Source organism: Pseudomonas sp. NFXW11 (assembly GCF_049887815.1).
Lineage (GTDB): Bacteria > Pseudomonadota > Gammaproteobacteria > Pseudomonadales > Pseudomonadaceae > Aquipseudomonas.
The window spans coordinates 8,458-33,349 of the sequence record NZ_JAGEKI010000005.1; the positions used below are offsets into that span (position 1 = coordinate 8,458).

Genomic DNA, 24,892 nt, shown 5'->3' on the forward strand with positions numbered 1-24,892 from the left:
GGATAAACACCCGGGTTCAGCCGGCACTCATGACACCACCTCGTCCCGGGGCAGTGCCAGGCCATCGAGCCACCAGGCCGCCAGGTGATAGACGTTCGGTGCCTTGAGCAGGCTGAAGTGGTTGCCCGGGCCGTACCACAGCCCCAGGTCCGTCACCTGCTGCCGCCAGCCGTGGATCATCGCCTGCTGCTCGCGGCGGTTGCCGGCGGCGTCCAGGCTCGGGTCGTCCGCCAGCACCAGGCGCACCCGCCCCTGGTAGGGCTGCTGCGGCTGGTAGCGAGTGCGCAGGGCCGTGGCGAAGGTTCGCGCCGGCCCTTGCATCGCCCGCGGGTCGGCCCGCGACGACAGCAGGCCGACCCGCACCATGCCGGCGTGGAGCAAATGCATCTGCATGCCATCGTCCTCGGCGGCGAAGCGTTCCGGGTCCAGCCCCATGCTTTGCCCCGCCGCCAACTGCATGGACTCAATCAGCCGCCAGAGCACCGCGGTGCCGGTGTAGGGCCGCCCGAGCACGCCATTGCCAGCGGGGGCTTCGCTGTCGATCAGGGTCAGCGACGCCACCGGGCGCCCGACGGCCTGCAAGGCCCCGGCCATTTCGAAGGCCACCCAGCCACCGTAGGAATGCCCGATCAGGTGCAAGGGCCCGGTCGGGTACTCGGCCTCGATCGCTTGCAGGTAATGCCGGGCCGCCACCTGCACCTGGCCATGGGGCGCGCCCTGGCCATCCAGGCCCCGGGCCTGCAGGCCAAAGATCGGCCACTCCGGGCCCAGGGCCTCGGTCAGGCCGATAAAGCCGGTGATGCTGTCCCCGGCCCCCGGCACGCAGAAGATCGGCGCCTGCCCGCAACGGCCGCTCTGAATCCGCAGCAACGGCTGGTAGGGCCGTGGCGAACGCGCCACAGCGGCGGCCCGGGCCTGTTCCATGGCCTGCAGCATGGCCTGGCCCAGCGCCTGGATATGCGGCGCCTTCATCATGCTCAGGTGATCGCCGGGCACGCTGATGCAGTTCAGGCAGTCCTGGGCCAGCACCTCGCCCCAGCCCAGGGTCGGGCTGCGCCGCGACAGCTCGCTGGGTCGCTCGGCGGCGCAGAACAGCTGCACCGGCACCTCGATCGGGTGCAGGCGGTAATGGGCCAGTGCATGCCCATGGGCCACCTCGCGGTCCAGGTAATGCCAGAGCTGCTCGGGGCTGGCCGTGGCCAGTTGCTCGAACAGCAGCTCGCGCTCGCGCAAGCCTTGCAGCAGGCTGGCGAAATCACCGAGTTCCAGCCCCTGCTCCACGGTTTCCAGGGCCGCCAGCGCGGCCTGCCCCGCCGCACCCTGGGCGCTCCAGTAGGCGCGGCACTGCAGCAACAGGTGGCGCTTGTGCGCATGCTCCCCCGACCAGCGCGCCCGGCCCTGGTCGGTCAGGCGCGGCACATAGCTGTCGATCAGGCCGAGGAACTCCACCTGCTGGTCCTGCCCGAGCAACTGCTGGACGATCTCATAGGCCAGCACCCCGCCGAACGACCAGCCCGCCAGGCGATAGGGCCCCTCGGGCTGAACCTGGCGAATCAGCGCCAGCAAGCGTGCGGCCAGGCATTCCAGGGTGCGCAACTGCGGCTCGCCGAGCGCCAGCCCCGGCAGGCCATAGAGGGGGAAATCCCCCAGCAGATGCTGGCCCAGGGCCGGGAAGTACAGGTCCAGCCCAGTGAATTCGTGCACCAGGAACAGCGCCGGGCCGCGGCCGCCGAGGCGCACCGGAATCAGCTCCGGCAGTGGCTGCGGGGCGCTGCTGCGGTTGCTCAACAAACGCGCCATGGCGGCCACGCTGGGGTGCTGGAACAGCTCTGCCAGGGTTGGATCGAGCCCCGCCTGGTGCAGCCGGGTGAGCAACTGGATGGCCAGCAGCGAATGCCCGCCGCGCTCGAAGAAGTGCTCGTGGCGCCCCACCTGCGGCAGTTGCAACACCTCGGCCCAATGCTGTGCCAGGCACTGTTCCAGGGGCGTCTGCGGCGCCTCGTAGGTCGGGCCCGGTTGCGCCTGCCAATCCGGTGCCGGCAGCGCCTTGTGATCCAGCTTGCCGTTGGCGGTCAGGGGCAATTGCGCCAGCAGGACATAGGCCTGGGGCAGCATGTAGTCCGGCAACTGGCCCTGCAGATGGCTGCGCAACTGCTCTGCGGTTGGCTCTGGCACCTGAGCCTGGAGGCTGTAGTAGGCCACCAGGCGCTTGTCGCCGGGTTGCTCCTCGCGCACCAGGATCAGGCTGTCGCGCAGGCCGGGGAAGCTGGCCAGGCGCGCCTGGATTTCCCCCGGTTCGATGCGCAAGCCACGGATCTTCACCTGGTCGTCATTGCGCCCCAGGTATTCCAGCAGGCCGTCCGCGCGCCAACGGCCGAGGTCGCCGGTGCGGTACAACAACGCCCCGGGTTCGCTGCCGAAGGGGTCGGCGATAAACTTCTGCGCCGTGAGCTGCGGGCGGTTCAAGTAGCCCAGGGCCACGCCCTGGCCGCCGATATGCAGCTCCCCCGCCACGCCCACCGGCAGTGGCTGGCCCAGGCTGTCGAGCACGTACACAGAGGTGTTGGACAACGGCCGGCCAATGGGCAGGCTGTCGACATCCGCGGCCAACGGCGGCGGCTCGTGAGTGACGGCGAAGGTGGTGGTTTCGGTGGGCCCGTAGCCGTTCACCAGGCGCAGGCCCGGCACCTCGGCCTGCATCCGTCGGAACGCCGCCGGATCGGCCCGCTCGCCGCCACACAGCAGCATGCGCAGGCCCCTGAAAGCCTGGGGAATCAGCTGCACATACTGGTTGAACAAGCTGGTGGTGAGGAACAGCACACTGGTTGCCGAAGCCTTGAGCAATTGGCCGAAGGCCTGGGGGTCGAGCAGGGTCGCCTGCTCGACCACCACCACTCGCCCGCCATTGAGCAAGGGCCCCCAGACCTCCAGGGTGCTGGCGTCGAAGGCCGGGTTGGCGGCGAAGGCCACTCGGTCATCGCGGCCCAGGTCACTGTAGCCGTCGTTGAGCACCAGCCGAGTGATGCCGCGGTGCGGCACCAGCACCCCTTTGGGGGTACCGGTGGAGCCCGAGGTGTACATGATGTAGGCCGCCGCATCGGCCGATTGCGCAAGATCCGGGTTGTGCCCCGGCAGCCGGTCGAAACCCAGGCGATCCAGCTCGACCCGTGGCACCCGGGACTCCAAGGCCTGGCTGCTGCAACTGAGCAACAGCCGCGCCTGGCTGTCCTCGAGCATGAACAGCAGGCGCTCGGCCGGGGCATTGAGGTCCAGCGGTACATAGGCCGCCGCGCACTTGCCAATGGCCAACTGCGCGATCAGCAGGTCCAGGCTGCGCGGCAGCAGCAGCGCCAGGTTATCCCCCGGCTGCACCCCCAGTTGCAGCAGATGATGGGCCAGCTGGTTGGCCCGGGTATTGAGCTGGGCGTAACTCAATTGCTGCTCGCCCTGCACCGCCGCCACCTGCTGCGGATCGGCCTGGACCCGGGCCTCGAACAGCTGGCGCAAGGTCTGCCCACGGGGGAAGTCGCGAGTGGTGGCGTTGAAGGTTTCCAGCAGTTGCTGGCGCTCGGCGGCCGGCAGCACCGGCACCCGGCCGACGGCCAGCTGCGGGGTCTGCTCCAGGGCCTGCACCAGGTGCTCCAGGGCACAGTGCAGGTAGCCGCAGATGCGCTCGGCCGCGACCCCGGCCGCCAATGCATTGAGCATGAAGCCATCACCCAGGTCGTCGATGCTCAGGGTCAGCGGGTAGTTGCTGCGCTCTTCGCCCTCGAGCAGCTCGATGCCCTCCCAGGCTTCACTGGCCTGCCCGGCAAAAGCGGGCGCGGATGCGCTGTGGCGGTAGTTGAGCAGGCTGCTGAACAGCGGCGTGCCCGGCGCCACTGCGCTGCAACGCTGGACCAGGGCCAGGGGCGCCTGTTCGTGGCCAAGCAGTTGCGCCAGGCGCTGGTGGGTGTCCAGCAGCGCCTCGCGCACCGCCAACTCGCCCAGATCGACCCGCAGCGGCAAGGTGTTGATAAACACCCCCAGGGCCCGTTCGGCGCCCTCGCCGCCCTGCATCCGCCCCAGCAGCACGGTGCCAAACACCACCTGCTGCTGCCCGGTCAGGCTGCCCAGCACCCGGCCCCAGGCCAGGTGCATCAGGCTCGCGGCACTCACCCCCAGTTGTCGCGCCTGCAAGCGCAGGCGTCGGCTCAACAGGCGGTCCAGGGGCTGGCGTGCCTCGCTGAGCTCGACGCTGGCCCCCGGCACCTCGTGCAGGCCCAGGGGCAGGGTCGGCTGCTCGATGCTGCCGAGCATGTCGCTAAAAAACGCTTCGTGGTCCGCCTCGCCCATGCCCAGCTGTGCCTGGGCCACATAGTTGCGATAGGGCACCGCTGCACCCAGGCGCTGCTGCTGGCCCAGGAGGAAGGCTTGCAGTTCGTGTTGCAGCACCTCCACCGCCACGTGATCGAGCACCAGGTGATGGAACAGCAGCAATGCCACCAACCGCTGCTGGCCCGGGTCCCGGGCATACACCAGTTGCAGCAGCGGCGCCTGGGCGATGTCCAGGCGGTAGTGGCGGCTGTCGAAGCGCGCCTGCAAGCGCGTCAGCACATCCTCCAGCCCGGGTTCCAGCTCGACTTCCCGGCAGCTCAGCGGCGCTTCGCGCCAGACCACCTGCAACGGCTGCGCAAGCCCTTCCCAGAACACAGCGCTGCGCAGGATGTCATTGCGCTCGATCACCCCCTGCAAGGCCCGGGCAAACGCCTGCAAGCGCTCCAGGTCGGCAAAGGCGAAACGCGCCTGCAAGACATAGGGATCGCCCTGGGCGGCGGCCAGATGGTGATAGAGGATGCCGGCCTGCAAGGGCGCCAGCGGGTAGATGTCTTGCACATTGGCCACCCCGCCCGGCACCCGGGCGACAAGGCTGTCGATGGCCGGCTGATCCAGCGCCACCAGCGGCAGCAGCTCGGGGGTGATGCGCGGGCAGTCGCGGTAGATCAGGTTCTCCGGCACCGCCACCTCGGGGCTGCGGCCCACGGCCGCGGCCAGGGCCGCCAGGGTCGGCTGGCTGAACAGCACCCGCACATCCGCGCTCAAGCCGACACGGCGCATGCGCGCGATCAGGCTGACCGCCAGCAGCGAATGGCCGCCCAGTTCGAAGAAGTGATCCTGGCGCCCGACCCGTTCCACTTTCAGCAACTCGGCCCAGAGCTGGGCGAGCATGCCCTCCACCTCGCCCACTGGCGCTTGGTATTCGCGCACCTGTGCAGCGTCCAGCCCCGGGGCCGGCAGCGCCTTGCGTTGCAGCTTGCCGTTGGGGCTCAGGGGCAGTGCCTCCAGGTGCACATAGAGCGCCGGCACCATGTACTCCGGCAGCTGTTGCAGCAGCGCCCCGCGCAGCTGTTCCACCGGCAGGCACTGGTCGCCCTGGTGGGTGGTGTAGTAGGCCACCAGGCGCTGGTCGCCGGGCACATCCTCGCGGGCCAGCAGCACCGCCTCCTTGACCCCGTCCAGCTGGGTCAGGCGCGCCTGGATTTCCCCCAGTTCGATGCGCAGGCCGCGGATCTTCACCTGGTCATCATTGCGCCCCAGGTACTCGATATTGCCGTCACTGCGGTAACGAGCCAGGTCGCCGGTGCGGTACATCCGCGCCCCGGTGGCCGCGCTGAAGGGGTCGTCGAGAAAGCGCTCGGCGGTCAACTGCTCGCGGTTGAGGTAACCCCGGGCCACTTGCACCCCGCCGATGTAGAGCTCCCCCACCACGCCCCATGGCACCGGTTGCAGTTGCCCATCGAGCAGGTACAGACGGGTGTTGGCAATCGGCTTGCCAATCGGTGTGTTGTCCGGGGTCTGATCCAACGGCCCGCTGCAATCCCAGGCGCTGACATCCACCGCCGCTTCAGTGGGGCCATAAAGGTTGTACAGCCCGACTCCGGGCAACTGCTGTTTGAAGCGTCGCACCAGGCTGCCCGGCAACGCCTCGCCGCTGCACATCACCTGGCGCAGGCCCAGGGGTTCAACGCCCTCGCCATGGGCCAGGAACACATCGAGCATCGAAGGCACGAAATGCAGGGTGCTGATGCCCTCCTCGACAATGATCTGGCGCAGGTAGGCCGGGTCCTTGTGCCCTTCGGGGCGGGCCATCACCAACCGCGCACCGGTGAACAGCGGCCAGAAGAATTCCCAGACCGAAACGTCGAAGCTGAACGGGGTTTTCTGCAACACCGCGTCCGCCGCGCTCAGCGGGTACTGCTCCTGCATCCACAGCAAACGGTTGACCACCGCCCGGTGCTCGTTCATCGCGCCCTTGGGCTGGCCGGTGGAACCGGAGGTGTAGATCACATAAGCCAGATGACTCGGGGTCAGCCCGGCGTCCTCCAGGTCGCTGTCGGCCTGCGCCTGCCATTGCGGCCGGTCCAGTTCCAGCACCGGCGGCCGGCAATCCCCCAGCAACGGCCGGGTGGCCGACTGCGCCAGCACCACCAGGGGCGTGCTGTCTTCAAGCATGTAGGCGATGCGCTCCGCCGGGTAGCTCGGGTCGATGGGCACATAGGCGCCGCCGGCCTTGAGGATCGCCAGCAGGCCAACCACCATCGGCAGCCCGCGCTCGACGCAGATCGCCACCCGGACATCGGGCCCCACCCCCAGCCCACGCAGATGCCGGGCCAGCTGGTTGGCCTGGCGATCGAGCTGCCCATAGCTCAGTTGCAGCTCGCCCGCCTTGAGCGCAATCGCCTCGGGGGTACGCCGCACCTGGGCCTGGAACAGCCCGTGCAGGGTCTGTTCCAGGGGGTAGTCGCGGGCCGTGGCGTTGCAGCCTTCGAGCAACTGCCGGCGCTCTGTGGCGTCGAGCAGCGGCACCTGCTCCAGCAGCTGTTGGTCGTCGGCCACCATGGCCCGCAGCACCCGCTGCAGGTAGCCGACATAACGTTGCACCGTGGCCTCGTCGAACAGCGCCGTGGCGTATTCCAGGCTGCCTTCGATACGCTCCTGCACCTCCCCCAGGCTCAGCGACAGGTCGAACTTGGCGAAATGGCTGGCTTCATAGATGCCCTCCAGGTGCAGGTCTCCCAGCACCAGTTGCGGGGCATCGCCGTTGTGCCAGGTCAGCAAGGTCTGGAACAGCGGGCTGTGGGCCAGGCTGCGCACCGGCCGCAGAATCTCCACCACCTGCTCGAACGGCAGTTGCTGATGGGCCTGGGCTTCCAGGCTGCGGGCCTTGACCTGGGCCAGCAGGCTGTCGACCCGCGGCGCGGCGCCCAGGTCGACCCGCAGCGCCAGGGTGTTGACGAACAGGCCGATCAGCCCTTCGAGCTCGACGCGCATGCGGTTGGCCACCGGGGTGCCGACCACCACTTCCGACTGCCCGCACAAGCGCCCGAGCAACAGGCCCCAGGCGGCCATCAGGGTCATGTGCAGGGTTGTGCCGTGGCGCTGGCTCAAGGCCCGCAGGCCGGCGGTCAGCTGCGCGTCCAGGCGCACCGCAACACTGCTGCCGGCGTAGTCTTGCTGGGCCGGGCGCGGTCGGTCGCTGGGCAGCATCAGCAAGGGCGGCGCACCATCCAGGGCGCGCCGCCAGTACTGCGCCTGCTGCTCCAGCACCGCGCCACTGAGCCAGCGCCGCTGCCAGTGGGCAAAGTCGCTGTACTGCAACACCAGCGGCGGCAGCGGATCGGCCAGGCCCTGGCTGAAGGCGGCGTACAGCGCCACCAGTTCGCGGGTCAACAGGTTCATCGACCAGCCATCGCTGACGATATGGTGCAGGGTCAGCAGCAGCACATGGTGATCGTCCGCCAGCTGGATCAGCCGCCCGCGGATCAACGGCCCGCGCTGCAGGTCGAAGGGCGCCGAGGCCTCGCCCTGTACCAGGGCCTGCAAGGCCTCCTGGGCCTGGGGATGGCCGCGCAGGTTTTCCAGTTGCAGGTCCAGCCCGGCTTCCGCCGGGGCGATCAGCACCTGGGCCTCGTCGCCGTATTGGGCAAAGCGGCTGCGCAGGCTTGCATGCCGCGCAACGATGCGTTCCAGGGCCCGTTGCAGGGCCGCGCCATCCAGCTGGCCACGCAGGCGCAGGCCGATGGGTATGTTGTAGGCGGTGTTGGCGCCTTCCATCTGCGCCAGGAACCACAGCCGCTGCTGGGCGAAGGACAACGCCAGCGGCTGGTTGTGCGGCGCCGGCAACAGCTCCGGCAGGCTGCTGCGCTCGGCCCGCTCCAGGGCCGCCGCCACCGCGCTGAGTTCGGCATTGGCGAACAGCTCACCCATGGCCAGTTCCAGCCCCAGGCGCTGGCGCACCTGGGACAGCATGCGCATGGCCAGCAGCGAGTGCCCGCCCAGTTCGAAGAAATGGTCGTGGCGCCCAACCCGCGGCACCTGCAGCAGCTCTTGCCAGATCTGCGCCAGGGCGTTTTCAGCGGGGCCTTGCGGGGCCTGGTAGACACGGCTGAACAGCGCGTCCTGGTCCGGGGCCGGCAGGGCCTTGCGATCGACTTTGCCATTGCAGGTCAGGGGCAAGGCCGCCAGCCGTACAAAGGCCACTGGCACCATGTAGTCCGGCAACTGCGCCAGCAGTTGCCCACGCAGTTCGCCCACCACCACTGCCGCGCCTTGCTGTTCAGTGAAATAGGCCACCAGCCGCGGGTTGCCCGGCGGGTCTTCGCGGACCAGCACCAGCGCCTCCTGAATCCCGGGGTACTGGTTGAGGCGGGTTTCGATTTCCCCCAGCTCGATGCGCACGCCACGGATCTTCACCTGGTCGTCGTTGCGCCCCAGGTAGTCGATACGCCCGTCCGCCAGCCAGCGCGCCAGGTCACCGGTGCGGTACATGCGCGCCCCGGGCACCTGGCTGAAGGGGTCGTCAAGAAAGCGCTCGGCGCTCAGCTCAGGACGCCCGAGATACCCCCGGGCCACCCCGGCGCCGCCGACATACAGCTCGCCGGCCACCCCCACCGGCACCGGGCGCTGCGCTTCGTCCAGCAGGTAGATGCGGGCATGGGCGATGGGCCGGCCGATATCCAGCCCCTGCCCGGCCAGCATCGGCCCGGAGGTGGCCACCACCGTGGCTTCGGTGGGGCCGTAGTTGTTGATCAGGGCAAAACCCTGGTCGTGGCTGAACTGACGCAGTCGGTCGCCGCCGATCAACAGGGTTTTCAGGGTCGGGTGCCCGAGCGCCTGGCTGAAGGCGTATTCGGCCACCGGCGTCGGCAGGAAGCTGACGTCCAGTGGCTGCTCGCGCCACCAGGCGAGCAAGGCATCCAGGTCCTCGCTGCCGTCGCGGGTCGGCGCCAGGTGCAAGGTGGCGCCCACGCACAGCGCCGGCCACAGCTCCCAGGCCATGGCGTCGAAACCGAAACCGGCGAGGCTGGAGGTGTGGCTGCCGGCCTCCAGGTCGAAGGCCCGGCAATGCCAGTCCACCAGGTTGCCCAGGCTCTGGTGCTCCACCATCACCCCCTTGGGCAGGCCGGTGGAACCCGAGGTGTAGATCACATAGGCGAGGTTGGCCGGGGTCAGCCCCGGCACCTGGAGGTTGCCCTCGGCGCCGTCTTGCCAGAGCGCGGGGTCGAGTTCGAGCAGCGGCAAGCCCAGCGCCGGCAGGCGCGAGCGCAACTCGGGCTGCACCAGCAGTACCCGCGGCCCGCTGTCTTGCAGCAGGTAGTTCAGGCGTTCGCCAGGGTGCGCCGGGTCGATGGGCACATAGCTGGCCCCGGACTTGAGCACCGCCAGCAGCCCGACCAGGGTCGGCAGGCTGCGCCGGGCCACTACCGCGACCCGGTCGTCGGGGCGCACCCCCAGGGCCAGCAACTGCCGGGCCAGCACATTGGCCTGCCGGTTGAGTTCGCCATAGCTCAGGCAATCGCCCTGATACCAGGCGGCCGGGGCTTCCGGTCGAAGGGCCGCCTGGGCCTCGATCCGGGCATGAATGGTCAGTGCCTGGGGCCAGTCGCTGCTGCTCGGGTTGAACTGCACCAGCACTCGCTCGCGTTCGGCCCGGGGCAGGATCGGCAACTGCTGCAGAGGCAATTGCGGCGTCTGTTCCAGGGCCTGGTCCAGGTGTTCCAGGGCGCACAGCAGGTAGTCGAGGATCGGCCCCGGCTCGACCTGGGTACTGGCCAGCAGGGTCAGGCCGAAGTCATCGGCGAAGTCATCGACGCTCAGGGTCAGCGGGTAGTTGGTGCGCTCCTCGCTGTGCAGGGTCTCGATCCCGGCCCAGGCCGCCCGGGCCTCGGCACTGGCCCCGGTACCGCTGTGGCGGTAGTTGAGCAAGGCGCTGAACAACGGGGTCGGCGCCTGGACGCCACTGCAACGCTGGGCCAGGGCCAGGGCCGCGTGTTCATGCCGCAGTAGGCGGGTCAGGCGCGCGTGGGTGGCCTTGAGCGCCTGCTCCAGGGGCTGCTCGTCGACATCCTGGCGAAACGGCAAGGTGTTGATAAAGATCCCCAGGGCCCGCTCGGTGGCTTCGGCGCCTTGCAGGCGGCCCATCAGCACGGTGCCGAACACCACCTTGCGCTTGCCGGCCAGGGTGCCCAGCACCCGGCCCCAGGCCAGGTGGAACAGGCTCGCGGCGCTGACCCCGGCCTGCCGTGCGCGACTGCGCAGACGCTGGCTCAGGGCCGCCGGCAAGCGTCGGCTGCACTCGACGATGGCGCGGCCATCGCCCTGCACGTCCTGCAGGCCAAAGGGCAGGGTCGGCTCGTCGATATCCCCCAGCATCTGTCGGAAGAAGGCTTCGTGCTCGGCTTCGCTGGTGCCCAGGCGGGCCTGGGCCACGTAGTTGCGAAACGCCAGGGGCGGCCCCAGGCGCTCGGCCTGGCCAGTGAGCAGGGCCTGCATTTCCTGGCGCACCACCTCCAGGGCACTGTGGTCCAGGGCGATATGGTGAAACAGCAGGGTGGCAAGGATGCGCTGCCCTGCAGGGTCCGCCGCATGCACCAGGCGCAGCAGCGGTGCCTGAGCGAGATCCAGGCGATAGTGCCGGGCATCGAAGCGCCCATGCAGTTGGGCCAGCACATCGCCGGCCGCGGGGTCGAGGGCGACTTCCTCGAGCACCAGCGCGGCTTCACGCCAGACCACCTGCATCGGCTGTTCCAGGCCTTCCCAGAGCACGGCAGTGCGCAAGATATCGTGGCGTGCAATCACCCCACGCAAGGCCTCGGCAAAGGCCTGCAGGCGCTCGCCGCTGGCAAAGGCGAAGTGCGCCTGCATCACATAGGGATCGCCCTGGGCGGCGCTGACATGGTGATAGAGAATGCCTTCCTGCAGGGGCGCCAGGGGGTAGATGTCCTGCACATTGGCCACCCCGCCCGGCACCCGGGCGACGATGCTGTCGATGGCCACTTGATCGAGCCCGGCCAGGGGCAGCAGGTCCGGAGTGATGCGCAAGGTATCGCGGGTGATGCCATTGACCGGCACCTGCACGGTCCCGGCCTTGGCCGCCGAATAGTCGCCGGCCCTGATCAGCTCGATCAGCTCGGGCTTGGCTTCGCGCAACCGGGCCAGCAGGGCCGGATCGCTCAAGGCCGCCTTGTTGCCCTGGACCACCAGTTGCTCATCCTTGAGCACCAGTTGCACATCCTTTTCCTTCAGTGTCGCCAAGAGTTCGATCAGGCTCACAGGACGATCTCCATGCGTTCAGTCATTGCTGCGTAGCCCGCCAGGGTCGGCTGCTCGAACAGCGCCCGGACATCGGCCTCCATGCCTTCCTCGCGCATCCGGCTGATCAGGCTCACCGCCAGCAGCGAGTGGCCGCCCAGTTCGAAGAAGTGATCCTGGCGCCCAACCCGCTCCACCTTGAGCAGTTCGGCCCAGAGCCGCGCCAGGGTGATTTCCACCTCGCCCACCGGCGCCTCGTACTCGCGCACCCGCGCCGCCTCCAGCCCCGGGGCCGGCAGGGCCTTGCGCGCAAGCTTGCCGTTGGGGCTCAGGGGCAGTGCCTGCAGGTGCACATAGAGCGCTGGCACCATGTACTCCGGCAGCTGTTGCAACAACGCCCCGCGCAACTGCTCCACCGGCAGGCACTGGTCGCCCTGGTGGGTGGTGTAGTAGGCCACCAGGCGCTGGTCGCCGGGCACATCTTCGCGAGCCAGCACCACCGCCTCCTTGACCCCGTCCAGCTGGGTCAGACGCGCCTGGATTTCCCCCAGTTCGATGCGCAGGCCGCGGATCTTCACCTGGTCGTCATTGCGCCCCAGGTACTCGATATTGCCGTCACTGCGGTAACGAGCCAGGTCGCCGGTGCGGTACATCCGCGCCCCGGGGGCCGCGCTGAAGGGGTCGTCGAGAAAGCGTTCGGCGGTCAACTGCTCGCGGTTGAGGTAACCCCGGGCCACTTGCACCCCACCGATGTAGAGCTCTCCCGCCACCCCCAGGGGCACCGGTTGGCGCTGGCCATCGAGCAGGTACAGAAGGGTGTTGGCAATCGGCTTGCCAATCGGTGTGTTGTCCGGGGTCTGATCCAACGGCCCGCTGCAATCCCAGGCGCTGACATCCACCGCCGCTTCGGTGGGGCCATAAAGGTTGTACAGCCCGACTCCAGGCAACTGCTGTTTGAAGCGCCTCACCAGGCTGCCCGGCAAGGCTTCGCCGCTGCACATCACCTGGCGCAGGCCCAAGGGTTCAACGCCCTCGCCATGGGCCAGGAACACATCGAGCATCGAGGGCACGAAATGCAGGGTGCTGATGCCCTCGGCGCGAATCACTTCACGCAGGTAGGCCGGGTCCTTGTGCCCTTCGGGACGGGCCATCACCAGCCGTGCGCCGGTGAACAGCGGCCAGAAGAATTCCCAGACCGAAACGTCGAAGCTGAACGGGGTTTTCTGCAGCACCGCGTCCGCCGCGCTCAGCGGGTACTGCTCCTGCATCCACAGCAAACGGTTGACTACCGCCCGGTGCTCGTTCATCGCGCCCTTGGGCTGGCCGGTGGAACCGGAGGTGTAGATCACATAGGCCAGGTGGTTCGGCGCCACATCCGAGTACAGTGGGCTGCTCAGTGCCGGGCTGGAAAGCGCTGTGCTGCCCTGGAACTGTTGCTCCAGGTCCACCAGCGGCACCGCCAGCTCCCCCAGCAGTTGGCGGGTCGCGCCCTGGGCCAGCACCGCCAGCGGCGCGCTGTCTGCGAGCATGTAGGCGATGCGCTCCGCCGGGTAGCTCGGGTCGATGGGCACATAGGCGCCGCCGGCCTTGAGGATCGCCAGCAAGCCAACCACCATCGGCAACCCGCGCTCGACGCAGATCGCCACCCGGGCATCGGCACCCACCCCCAATTGCCGCAACTGCGCGGCCAGCTGATTGGCCCGCTGATCGAGCTGGCGATAGCTCATTTGCAGTTCGCCCGCCTTGACCGCGATGGCCTCGGGCGTGCGCGCCACCTGGGCCTCGAACAGCCCGTGCAGGGTCTGTTCCAGGGCATAGTCGCGGGCCGTGGCATTGAACCCTTGCAGCAGTTGCCGGCGTTCCTCCGGCGGCAGGATGGGGGTATCCCGCAGCGGAAGCTGCGGCCTGTGTTCCAGGTTATGCACCAGGGCCAGCAAGGCCTGCTGCATGAAGCCGCAGATTCGCTCGGCACCGACCCGCGCCAAGGTCATGGCGGTGAGGCGGAAGCCCTGGCCCAGGTCGTCGACGTTCAGGCTCAGTGGGTAGTTGGTGCGTTCCTCGCTGTGCAGGGTGTCGATTCCGGCCCAGGCCTGTTGCACGGTTTCGCTCCAGGGCGCGTCGCTGCCATGGCGGTAGTTGAGCATCGCGCTGAACAGTGGCAGCGGCGCCGCCACGCCGCTGCAACGCTGGGCCAGGGCCAGGGAGGCGTGCTCGTGCCCAAGCAGGGCACTGAGCCGCGCATGGGTGGCCTTGACCGCCGCCCGGGTGCCGCTGTGGTCCAGGTCGACCCGCAGCGGCAGGGTGTTGATAAACATCCCCAGGGCCCGGTCAGCGCCCTGCCCGGCCTGCATCCGCCCCAGCAGCACGGTGCCGAACACTACCTGCTCCTGGCCCGAGGCCAGGCTCAGGACCCGCGCCCAGGCCAGGTGGAACAGGCTCGCGGCACTCACCCCGAGCTGCCGCGCCTGGCTGCGCAGGCGAATGCTGAGATCGGCGTCCAGGGCCTGTTGCGCTTCCTCGATGGCCTCGCCGTCGCCCTGCACATCCTGCAGGTCGAAGGCCAGGGTCGGGGTGTCGATGGCGCCGAGCATGTCCTTGAAGAAGGCCTCGTGCTCCTCGCGGCTGACCCCCAGGCGCGCCTGGGCCACGTAGTTGCGATAGGGAATAGCCGCACCGCTGGGTGCCTGGCCCAGCAGGCAGGCCTGGATCTCTTCGCGCACCACGTCCAGGGCGGTGTGGTCGAGAACGAGATGGTGAAACAGCAGGATGGCGACGATGCGCTGCGCGGCCGGGTCCCAGGCGTGCACCAGGCGCAACAGCGGCGCCTGGGCCAGGTCCAGGCGGTAGTGCCGAGGGTCGAAGCGCGCTTGCAGTTGCTCCAGCACCGGCCCGGCGGCCAGCTCCAGCGGCACCTCTTGCAGGGCCACTTCAGCCCGGCGCCAGACCACTTGCAGTGGCTGCTTCAAGCCTTCCCAGAGCACTGCGGTGCGCAGGATGTCATGACGCTCGACCACCCGTTGCAAGGCCTCGACAAAGGCCTCCAGGCGCTGTCGGTCGGCGAACGCCAACTGCGATTGCAGCAGGTAGGGGTCGCCCTGGCGCGCACTCAGGTGGTGATAGAGGATGCCCTCTTGCAAGGGCGCCAGGGGGTAGATGTCCTGCACATTGGCCGCCCCGCCGGGCACTGTGGCCAGCACCTTGTCGATGGCCGACTGCTCCAGCTCGATCAACGGCAAAAGCTCGGGGGTGATCTGCGTGCAGTCGGCGCCGATGGGGTTGGCCGGCACCAATACCTCGCGTCCACTGCCCACTGCCGCTGCCAGTGCGGCCAGGGTCGGCTGGCCGAACAGCACCCGCACATCCGCCGTCAGGCCCACCTGGCGCATGCGCTCGATCAGGCTCACCGCCAGCAGCGAGTGCCCGCCCAGCTCGAAGAAGTGGTCATGGCGGCCCACCTGAGGCACCTCCAGCAGCTCGCTCCAGATCTGTGCCAGGGCAATTTCCACCTCACCCTCGGGGGCCTCGAATGCGCGGCTCAGCCAGGCCTGCGGGCCCGGTGGCGGCAGGGCCTTGCGGTCGAGCTTGCCGTTGCCGGTCAGGGGCATGGCGGTGAGCCCCATATATGCCACCGGCAGCATGTAGTCCGGCAGGTGGCCCTGCAGGTGGTCGCGCAGGTCGGCGGCGTCCGGCCCCGTGCCGGCCTCGTCCTGGCGGGTAAAATAGGCCAGCAGGCGCCCTTCGCGCACCAGCACCAGGGCTTCCTTGAGCGCCGGGTGAGAGAGCAGCGCGGCCTCGATTTCCCCCGGTTCGATGCGCATGCCGCGCACCTTGATCTGATCGTCGTTGCGCCCCAGGAAGTCGAGGCTGCCGTCGGCGCGCCAGCGGGCCAGGTCGCCACTGCGGTACATGCGGGCATTGGGCTCGGCGCAGAACGGGTCGTCGAGGAAGCGTTCGGCACTCAGTTCCGGGCGGCCGAGATAGCCCCGGGCTACCACGACGCCGCCTATGTAGAGCTCGCCACTGACCCCCAGCGGCACCGGGCGCTGCGCCTGGTCCAGCAGGTAGATGCGTGCATTGGCCATGGGCCGGCCGATATGCAGCGCGCCCCCGGCTTCCAGCACCCCGGAGGTGGCCAGCACCGTGGCTTCGGTGGGGCCGTAGTTGTTGAACACCTGGAACCCCGGGTCGCGGGCAAACTGGCGCAGGCGGTCGCCGCCGATCAGCAGGGTCTTGAGGGTCGGGTGGCCACGCCCCTGGCTCAAGGCGTATTCGGCCACCGGGGTGGGCAGGAAGCTGACATCCAGCGGCTGATCACGCCACCACTGCAGCAGTGCATCCAGGTCCTGGGTGCCGACCTCGGCCGGTGGCAGGTGCAGGGTCGCGCCACTGCACAGGGTCGACCAGATTTCCCAGGCCATGGCGTCGAAACCCAGGCCGGCAACGCTGGAACTGTGGCGCCCAGGCCCCGTGCCAAAGGCCTGGCAATGCCAGTGGATCATGTTCTCCAGGCTCCGGTGCTCGATCATCACGCCCTTGGGCTGACCGGTGGAGCCGGAGGTGTAGATCACATAGGCCAGGTGCGCCGGAGTCAGTTGCGCAACCTGGGGATTGTCCGGCTCAAGCTCGGCCCCGTCACAGCGCCGCAGGTCGATCTGCAGCACCCCGGGCAGGCCCGGCAGTGGCTCGCCCTGCACCAGCAGCGCTCGTGGCGCGCTGTCTTGCAGCAGGTAGGCCATGCGCTCCGGTGGCTGGGCCGGGTCGATGGGCACGTAGCAGCCACCGGCCTTGAGAATCCCCAGCATGCCGGTGAGCAGGTGGGGCCCACGGGGCAGGCACAGCGCCACCCGGTCGTCGGGGCGCACCCCCAGTTCCAGCAGTTGCCGCGCCAGGCGATTGGCCCGGCGGTTGAGCTCGCCGTAACTCAACTGCAACGGCCCCTGCACCAACGCCACGGCCTCGGGCGCCTGGCGTACCTGGACCTCGAACAGGCCATGCAGGGTGTGCCCGCGCGGGTAATCGGCCGCGGTGGCATTGCAACCCTCCAGCAGTTGCTCACGCTCGGCCGCAGGCAACACCGAGAGTTGCGCAAGGTCCAGCTCCGGGCTCCACTCCAGGGCGTCCGCCAGTTGCTCCAGGGCGCAGAGCATATAGCCGCCCATGCGCGCCGCGCCGATCTCGGCCCGGGCCAGCAGGGCCAGTTCGAAGCCCTGGCCGAGGTCATCCACGCTCAGGCTCAGGGGATAGTTGCTGCGCTCCTCGCCCCCCAGCAGTTCCACCCCCTGCCAGATGCCCTCACCGGCTTGCGCGCTGTGCTCGGCGGCGCTGTGGCGATAGTTGAGCAAGGCGCTGAACAGCGGCGAGCTGGCCGACACGCCGCTGCAGCGCTGGGCCAGGGCCAGAGAGGCGTGCTCATGCCCGAGCAGGGCGCTGAGCCGGGCATGGGTGGCCCTGACCGCGGCGCGCACACCGAGGCCGTACACATCCACCCGCAGCGGCAGGGTATTGATAAACACCCCCAGGGCGCGGTCGGCGCCCTCGCCGCCCTGCATGCGCCCCATCAGCACGGTGCCGAACACCACCTGCTTGCGGTTGGCCACCTGCCCCAGCACCAGGCCCCAGGCCAGGTGCATCAATGCCGCGGCACTCACCCCCAGCTGCCGGCTCTGCTCGCGCAAACGCTGGCTCAGCGGTGCCGGCAATGGCAGCCGGGCTTCCTCGATATCACGGCCATCACCCTGCACATCGGCCACACCGAAGGCCAGGGTCGGCTCGTCGATATCGCCGAGCATGTCGCGGAAGAAGGCTTCGTGCTCGGCCTGCCCCGCGCCCAGGCGCGCCTGGGCCACGTAGTTGCGATAGGGCACCGGGGTGCCCAGCGGCTGGCCGCGAGCGAACAGCAACTGGTGCATTTCCTCGCCTATCACCGCCATCGCGGTGTGGTCCAGGGCCAGGTGATGGAACAGCAGGATCGCCAGCACCCGCGCCTGCCCCGGCTGGCGGGCATAGACCAGGCGGATCAGCGGCGCCTGGGCCAGGTCCAGGCGCCAGTGGCGAGCGTCGAAACGCCTGTGCAGTTGCTCCAGCAGATCCCCCTCGGCAGGGTCCAGATGCTGCTCCTCGACCCGCAGCTCGGCGTGTCGCCAGACCACCTGCACAGGTTGCGGCAGCCCCTCCCAGAGCACCGCGGTGCGCAAGATATCGTGGCGCGCGATCACCTGTTGCAGGCCCTCGGCAAACCCCTGCAAGCGCTCCAGGCTGTCGAAGGCCAGGCGCGATTGCAGCAGGTAGGGATCGCCCTGCTCAGCGCTCAGGTGGTGATAGAGAATGCCCTCTTGCAGGGGCGCCAGGGGGTAGATGTCCTGCACATTGGCCACGCCGCCGGGGACGCTGGCCACCACCAGGTCGATGGCCGACTGTTCCAGCTCGATCAGTGGCAGCAGCTGCGGGGTGATCTGCGCGCAGTCGAGGGCGATGCGGTTGGCCGGCACCTGCACCTCGCGGCCACTGCCCACCGCCGCAGCCAGGGCGGCCAGGGTCGGCTGGCTGAACAGCACCCGCACATCGGCGCTGAAACCGATCTGGCGCATGCGCTCGATCAGGCTCACCGCCAGCAGCGAATGGCCGCCCAGTTCGAAGAAGTGATCATGCCGGCCAATGCGCTCGACCTTGAGCAGTTCGCTCCAGATCCGCGCCAGGGCGATTTCCACCTCGCCCTCGGGGGCGGCATAACCGCGACTGAGCAGGGTGGCCGCATCCGGCGCCGGCAGTGCGTGCTGATCGAGCTTGCCGTTGTTGGTCAGGGGCAGCGCCTCAAGCTGCACATAGGCCAGCGGCACCATGTACTCGGGCAACTGTTGCAACAGGCTTTCACGCAGCTGTTGCGCGGTCAGCGCCGGGGCCTGTGGCGCCTGGGTGTAATAGGCCACCAGGCGCTTGTCGCCGGGTTCGTCCTCGCGCACCACCACCGCCGCGTCCTTGATTCCGGCACAGGCCGCCAAGCGGCTCTGGATCTCCCCGGGCTCGATGCGCAGGCCACGGATCTTCACCTGGTCGTCCAGGCGTCCCAGGCACTCCAGCAGGCCGTCCTCGCGCCAGCGGCCGATATCCCCGGTGCGGTACAAAAGCCCGTCGGGGCGCTCGCTGAAGGGGTCGCGAATGAACTTCTCGGCGCTGAGCTCGGGGCGGTTGAGGTAGCCCAGGGCCACGCCGTCGCCGCCAATCACGATCTCGCCCTGAGCGCCAATGGGCAGCAGTTGCTGACGGGCATCGAGGACATACACCCGGGTATTGGCGAGCGGCCGGCCGATGGGCAGGCTGTCGGCCTCGGCCGGCACCTGCCGCGGCTCGTAAGTCACGGCGAAGGTGGTGCTTTCGGTCGGCCCGTAGCCGTTCACCAGGCGCAGTTGCGGCGCTTGCGCCTGCATCCGCCGGAAGGCCGTGGGGTCGGCCCGCTCGCCGCCGCACATCAGCATGCGCAAGCCCTTGAGGGCCTGGGGAATTGCCTGCACGTACTGGTTGAACAGGCTGGTGGTGAGGAACAGCAGGGTCACCCCGGCAGCGCCCAGCAGCTGGCCGAAGGCCTGGGGTTCGAGCAGGGTGTGGTGATCGACCACCACGACCCGGCCGCCATTGAGCAAGGGCCCCCAGACTTCCAGGGTGCTGGCGTCGAAGGCCGGGTTGGAAGCGAAGGCCACCCGGTCGGCGGCGCTCAAATCGCTGTAGCCATCGTTGAGCACCAGCCGGGTAATGCCGCGGTGCGGCACCAGCACCCCCTTGGGCGTGCCGGTGGAACCCGAGGTGTACATGATGTAGGCCACCGCCGCGGAGGATTGCGCCAGCGCCGGGTTGTGCCCGGGCAATGGCGCCAGCGCCAGGCGGTCGAGGTCGATGCGCCGCAGCGGGCTGTCCAGGGGCTGGTCGCTGCGGCTGAGCAGGGCCACGCTCTGGCTGTCCTGCAGCATGAAAGCCTGGCGCTCGGCCGGGGCGTTGATGTCCAGGGGCACATAGGCGGCGGCGCACTTGCAGACCGCCAGTTGCCCGACCAGCAGCTCCAGGGAGCGCGGCAGCAACAGCGCCACCTTGTCCCCCGGCTGCACCCCCAATTGCAGCAGGTGATGGGCCAGGCGGTTGGCCCAGGTATTGAGTTCGGCGTAGCTCAGGTTCTGCTCGCCATGCACCGCCGCCAGCCGTTGCGGATGGGCAGCGGCTTGCTCCTCGAAACGCTGCGCCAGGGTCTGCTGATGCGGGTAGTCACGAGCACTGGCATTGAACTCCAGCAGCAGTTGCCGGCGCTCCGCTGCGGGCAGGATCGGGATCTCCAGCAGGGCCTTGGCCGGTGTCTGCTCCAGGGCCTGGACCAGGTGACCCAGGGCGCATTCCAGGTAGGCGCAGACCCGCTGGCCATTGACCTGCTGCACCGCCTGCACGCCAAGGCGCAGGCCGCTGCCGTCATCGTCGATATTCAGGGTCAGCGGGTAGTTGCTGCGCTCCTCGGAAGCCAGCACGCGAATCCCTTGCCAGTTCGCCGGGCTGTGCTGGTCGTCGCCATCGAGCCGGGTGTGCCGGTAGTTGAGCAGGCTGTTGAACAACGGCTGCGACGCCGGCACGCCACTGCAACGTTGGGCCAGGGCCAGGGAGGCATGTTCGTGGCCGAGCAACTGGGCGAGCCGGCCATGGGTCTCGCGCAGGGCTTGTTCCACCCCCAGGCTGCCGAGGTCGATACGCAGCGGCAAGGTGTTGATAAACATCCCCAGGGCCCGGTCGGCGCCACTGCCGCCGTGCATCCGCCCCAGCAGCACGGTGCCGAACACCACCGCTTCGCCTCCGGCCAACTGCCCCAGCACCTGGCCCCAGGCCAGGTGCATCAGGCTGGCGACACTGACCCCGAAGCGCCGCGTCTGTTCCCGCAGGCGCCGGCACAGCGCCGCCGCCAGCAGCAGCCGCTGCTCATGGATGCCGCTGCCGTCGCGCTGCACGTCTTGCAGGCCAAAAGCCAGGGTCGGCTGCTGGATATCGCCGAGCATCTGCCGGAAGAACGCCTGGTGCTGCGCTTCACTCTGGCCCAGGCGGGCCTGGGCCACGTAGTTGCGATAGGGCACTGGCACCGGCAGTTGCCCGCCCTGCCCTTGCAGCACCGCACCGATTTCGCTCACCAGCACATCCAGGGACGTGTGATCCAGGGCCAGGTGGTGCAACAGCAGCATGCCCAGCCAGCGCGGCGATTGCCCATCCCGGGCCACCACCAGGCGCAGCAGCGGCGCCCGGGTCAGGTCGAGGCGGTAGTGCCGGGGGTCGAAGCGCTGTTGCAACTGCTGCAGCAACGGGCCGGCGGCCGGGTCCGGCTCCACCACTTCGACGGCCAGCGGCGCCTCGCGCCAGACCACTTGCACCGGCTCGTCCAGGCCTTCCCAGGCCAGGCTGGTGCGCAGGATATCGTGGCGCTGGATCACCTGCTGCAGGGCCAGGGTGAAGGTTTGCAAGGCATTGTCACTGGCGAATTCGAACTGCACCTGGAGCACATAAGGGTCGCCTTCGGCGCTGCTCAGGTGGTGGTACAGAATGCCCGCCTGCAAGGGCGCCAGGGCATACAGGTCCTGGACATTGGCGGTGCGGCCCGGCACCAGCGCCACCACCCTGTCGATGGCCGCCTGGTCGAGGTCGGCCAGGGGCAGCAGTTGCGGGGTAATGTGCTGGCAATCGGCGCTGATCAGGTTGGCCGGCACCGGCACCTCGTGCTGCCCGCCCACGGCGGCGGCCAGGGCTTGCAGGGTCGGCTGGCCGAACAGCACCCGCACATCGGCGCTGAGGCCGACCTGGCGCATGCGCTCCATCAGCTTCACCGCCAGCAGCGAATGCCCGCCCAGCTCGAAGAAGTTGTCCTGGCGGCCGACTTCCGGCAGTTGCAGCAGCTCTTGCCAGATGCCGGCGATGGTCTGTTCCACCGCGCCCACCGGCGCTTGGTATTCGCCCCGGGCCACGGCTTCGCCGTCGGGGGCCGGCAGGGCCTTGCGGTCGAGCTTGCCGTTGCCGGTCAGGGGCCAGGCGTCGAGCAGCACATAGGCGGCGGGCAGCATGTAGTCCGCCAGGTGCTGGCGCAGTTGCTCTCGCAGTTGCGTGGCGCCGGGCTGCGCACCGGGCCGAGGGATCACATAGGCCACCAGGCGCGGGTCGCCACCGGGCTCTTGCCGGGCAATCACCCGCGCTTCGCTGACCCCGTCGCAGGCTGCCAGGCGCGCCTCGATTTCCCCCAACTCGATACGGAAACCACGAATCTTCACCTGGTCATCGTTGCGGCCCAGGTATTCCAGGCTGCCGTCGGGCCGCCAGCGGGCCAGGTCGCCGCTGCGGTACAGCCGCGCCCCCGGCTGCTCGCTGAAGGGGTGGGCGATAAAGCGCTGGGCATTGAGTTGCTCGCGGTTGAGGTAACCCCGGGCCACCCCCGCACCGCCCACATACAGCTCCCCCACCACGCCGCACGGCACCGGCTGGCGCTGGGCGTCGAGCACATACAGCTGCAGGTCGGGGATGCGCCGGCCGATGGGGCTGCTGCCCACCAGCTGCGCATCCGCCGCCTGCAAGGGGCAATAGGTCACGTGCACCGTGGTTTCGGTGATGCCGTACATGTTCACCAGCTGGGTGCCGACGTTTTCCACCCGCGCGTACCAGGGCTTGAGCAGGCCCGGTTCCAGGGCCTCGCCACCGAAGATCACCTGGCGCAGGGAGTGCTTGAGGCGGCTCTGGCCCTGGGCGCTGATCAGCGCGCGAAAGGCACTGGGGGTCTGGTTGAGGATGCTCACCGAGGCCTCGCAGAGCAGCCGGTAGCAGGCCTCGGGCGAGCGGCTGACGGCCTGGGGCACGATCAGCAACTGGCCGCCATGGATCAGCGCGCCCCAGATTTCCCAGACCGAGAAGTCAAAGGCAAAGGAGTGGAACAACGCCCACACATCGCGCCAGTTGAAGTCGAACCCGTCGCGGGTGGCGGAGAACAGCCGAGCCACGTTGCGGTGCTCGATCATCACCCCCTTGGGCAGGCCGGTGGAGCCGGAGGTGTAGATCACGTAGGCCAGGTGGCTCGGGGTCAGCCCCGGCACTTCGGGGTTGTCCAGGGACTCGTGGGCCAGGGTGCGGCTGTCGAGGTCGATCAGCGGCACCCGCAGGTCGGCCACCAGGGCCTGGGTCTGGGCCTGTACCAAGAGCGCCACCGGCGCGCTGTCCTCCAGGGTGTAGGCGATGCGTTCGCGCGGATAGGCCGGGTCAATGGGCACGTAGGCGGCGCCGGCCTTGAGGATACCCAGCAGGCCGATGATCATTTCCAGGCCACGCTCGACACAGATTGCCACCCGCTGGTCCGGACGCACGCCCAGGGCCAGCAGCCGGTGGGCCAGTTGATTGGCGCGCTGGTTGAGCTGGCCGTAGCTCAGGCGCTGGCCCTCGAAGATCAGCGCCGGTGCCTCGGGCTGGACCCGGGCCTGGGCTTCCACCTGTTGATGGATCAGCGGGCTGTCGGGGTAGTGCCCGAGCGGCGTATTGAGGCCATGCAGCAGGTAGTTGCGTTCGCTGGCCGGCAGAATGTCGAGGCTGTGCAGCGGCGCCTCGGGGTTGTCCTGCAGGGCCAGGGCCAGGCTTTCCAGGGCGCACAGCAGGTAGCCACCGATACGCTCGGCGCCGATTTGCCGGTCCACCAGGGCGGTGATGCGCAGGTCGTCACCCAGGTCGTCGATATTCAGGGTCAGCGGGTAGTTGGTGCGTTCCTCGGCCCCCAGCACCTGGATGCCCGGCACCAGTTCCTGGACCTCGGCGGCGTCGGCGGCCTGGCTGTGGCGGTAGTTGAGCATGGCGCTGAACAGCGGGGTTGGCGCGGCCACGCCACTGCAGCGCTGGGCCAGGGCCAGGGAGGCGTGTTCGTGGGCGAGCAAGGCGCTCAGGCGACTATGGGTGGCCAGCACCCCGTCGCGCACGCTCTGGGCGCCGACATCGACCCGCAGCGGCAAGGTATTGATAAACATCCCCAGGGCCCGTTCGCCATCTTCGCCGGCCTGCATGCGCCCCAGCAGCACGGTGCCGAACACCACCGCCTCGCGCCCGGACACCTGCCCCAGCACCCGCCCCAGTGCCAGGTGCAACAAGCTGGCGACACTCACCCCCAACTGCCGGGCCTGGGCGCGCAGGCGCTGGCTGAGCGGCCGGTCCAGGGTCTGCCGGTGCTCTTCGATCACCCGGCTGGCGTCCTGCACCTCGCCGAGGCCGAACGGCAGGGTCGGCTCGTCGATATCACCCAGCATGTCGCGGAAAAACCCTTCGTGATGCGCCTGGCTCTGGCCCAGGCGGGCCTGGGCCAGATGGTCGCGAAAAGCCACCGGTGCCGGCAGCTGGGCCGTGCGACCAAGCAGGAAGGCCTGGACTTCCTGGCGCACCAGGTCCAGGGCCGCGTGATCCAGGACGGTGTGGTGGAACAGCAGCAAGGCCACCTGGCGCGACTGCCCGGGGTCGGCCCCATGCACCAGGCGCAGCAGCGGCGCCTGGCGCAGGTCGAGGCGGAAATGCCGGCAGTCGTAGCGCTGCTGCAACTGTTCCAGGGCCGGGCCACCCGCCGGGTCCAGCTGCACGGCCTCGCACAACAGCGGCGCCTGGCGCCAGACCACTTGCAGCGGCTCGTCGAGGTTTTCCCAGACCAGCGCGGTGCGCAGGATATCGTGGCGCTCGATCACCCATTGCAGGGCCCCGGCAAAGGCCTGCAGCAACTCCGGGCTGGCGAAGGCGAAGCGCGCCTGCAGCACATAGGGGTCGCCGGCGCTGGCCGCCAGATGGTGGTAGAGCATGCCTTCCTGCAGCGGCGCCAGGGGGTAGATGTCCTGCACATTGGCCGCGCCACCGGGCACCCCGGCAACGATGCGCTCGATGGCCGGCGGGTCCAGTTGCACCAGCGGCAGCATCTCGGGGGTGATCCTGAAAGCCGGGCTCAACCAACTGCCGCCCTGCCCGGCCACCAGTTGCAACAACTGCGCCTTGTGCAGCACCAGGCTGTCCCACAGACCGTCGTCCAGGGACTGGTCGTCACCCTGCACCAGCAGGTCCTGATCATCCTGCTGCAAACGGATCGCTAGGGTCGAAAGTACGGCCATCAATTCGCTGAACTGCATGGGTAACCTGCCTGAGTATTCGCCATGGGTGGAAGGAAAAACTGCACGTTGCCGAGGCCGCCCGCTGCGCCAAATGGCAGCGGCCGGCAGGCGCTTGGGAACGGCACGGCCGCCGGGATTCGCGCCAGCCGTGAGACGCTAGAACATCCGTTGTGGACTGTCTGGCGGGGGAAGCCGGGACA

Annotated in this window: 2 protein-coding genes; both read right to left on the bottom strand. The window is 68.9% G+C overall.

Annotated elements, in window-relative coordinates; all coding sequences use genetic code 11:
* Positions 1-27 precede the first annotated feature (27 nt).
* Positions 28-11,592, bottom strand: coding sequence for an amino acid adenylation domain-containing protein (locus J4P02_RS09625; protein ID WP_426189506.1), 11,565 nt, complete (start codon positions 11,590-11,592; stop codon positions 28-30).
* Positions 11,589-24,710, bottom strand: coding sequence for an amino acid adenylation domain-containing protein (locus tag J4P02_RS09630; protein WP_426189508.1), 13,122 nt, complete (start codon positions 24,708-24,710; stop codon positions 11,589-11,591). Before J4P02_RS09630 ends, J4P02_RS09625 begins: the two co-directional genes overlap by 4 nt.
* Between the last annotated feature and the right edge of the window lie 182 nt (positions 24,711-24,892).

Excerpts from the sequence above, each read along its gene's own strand:
- J4P02_RS09630 (WP_426189508.1), bottom strand. The coding sequence starts at position 24,710 with ATGCAGTTCAGCGAATTGATGGCCGTACTTTCGACCCTAGCGATCCGT.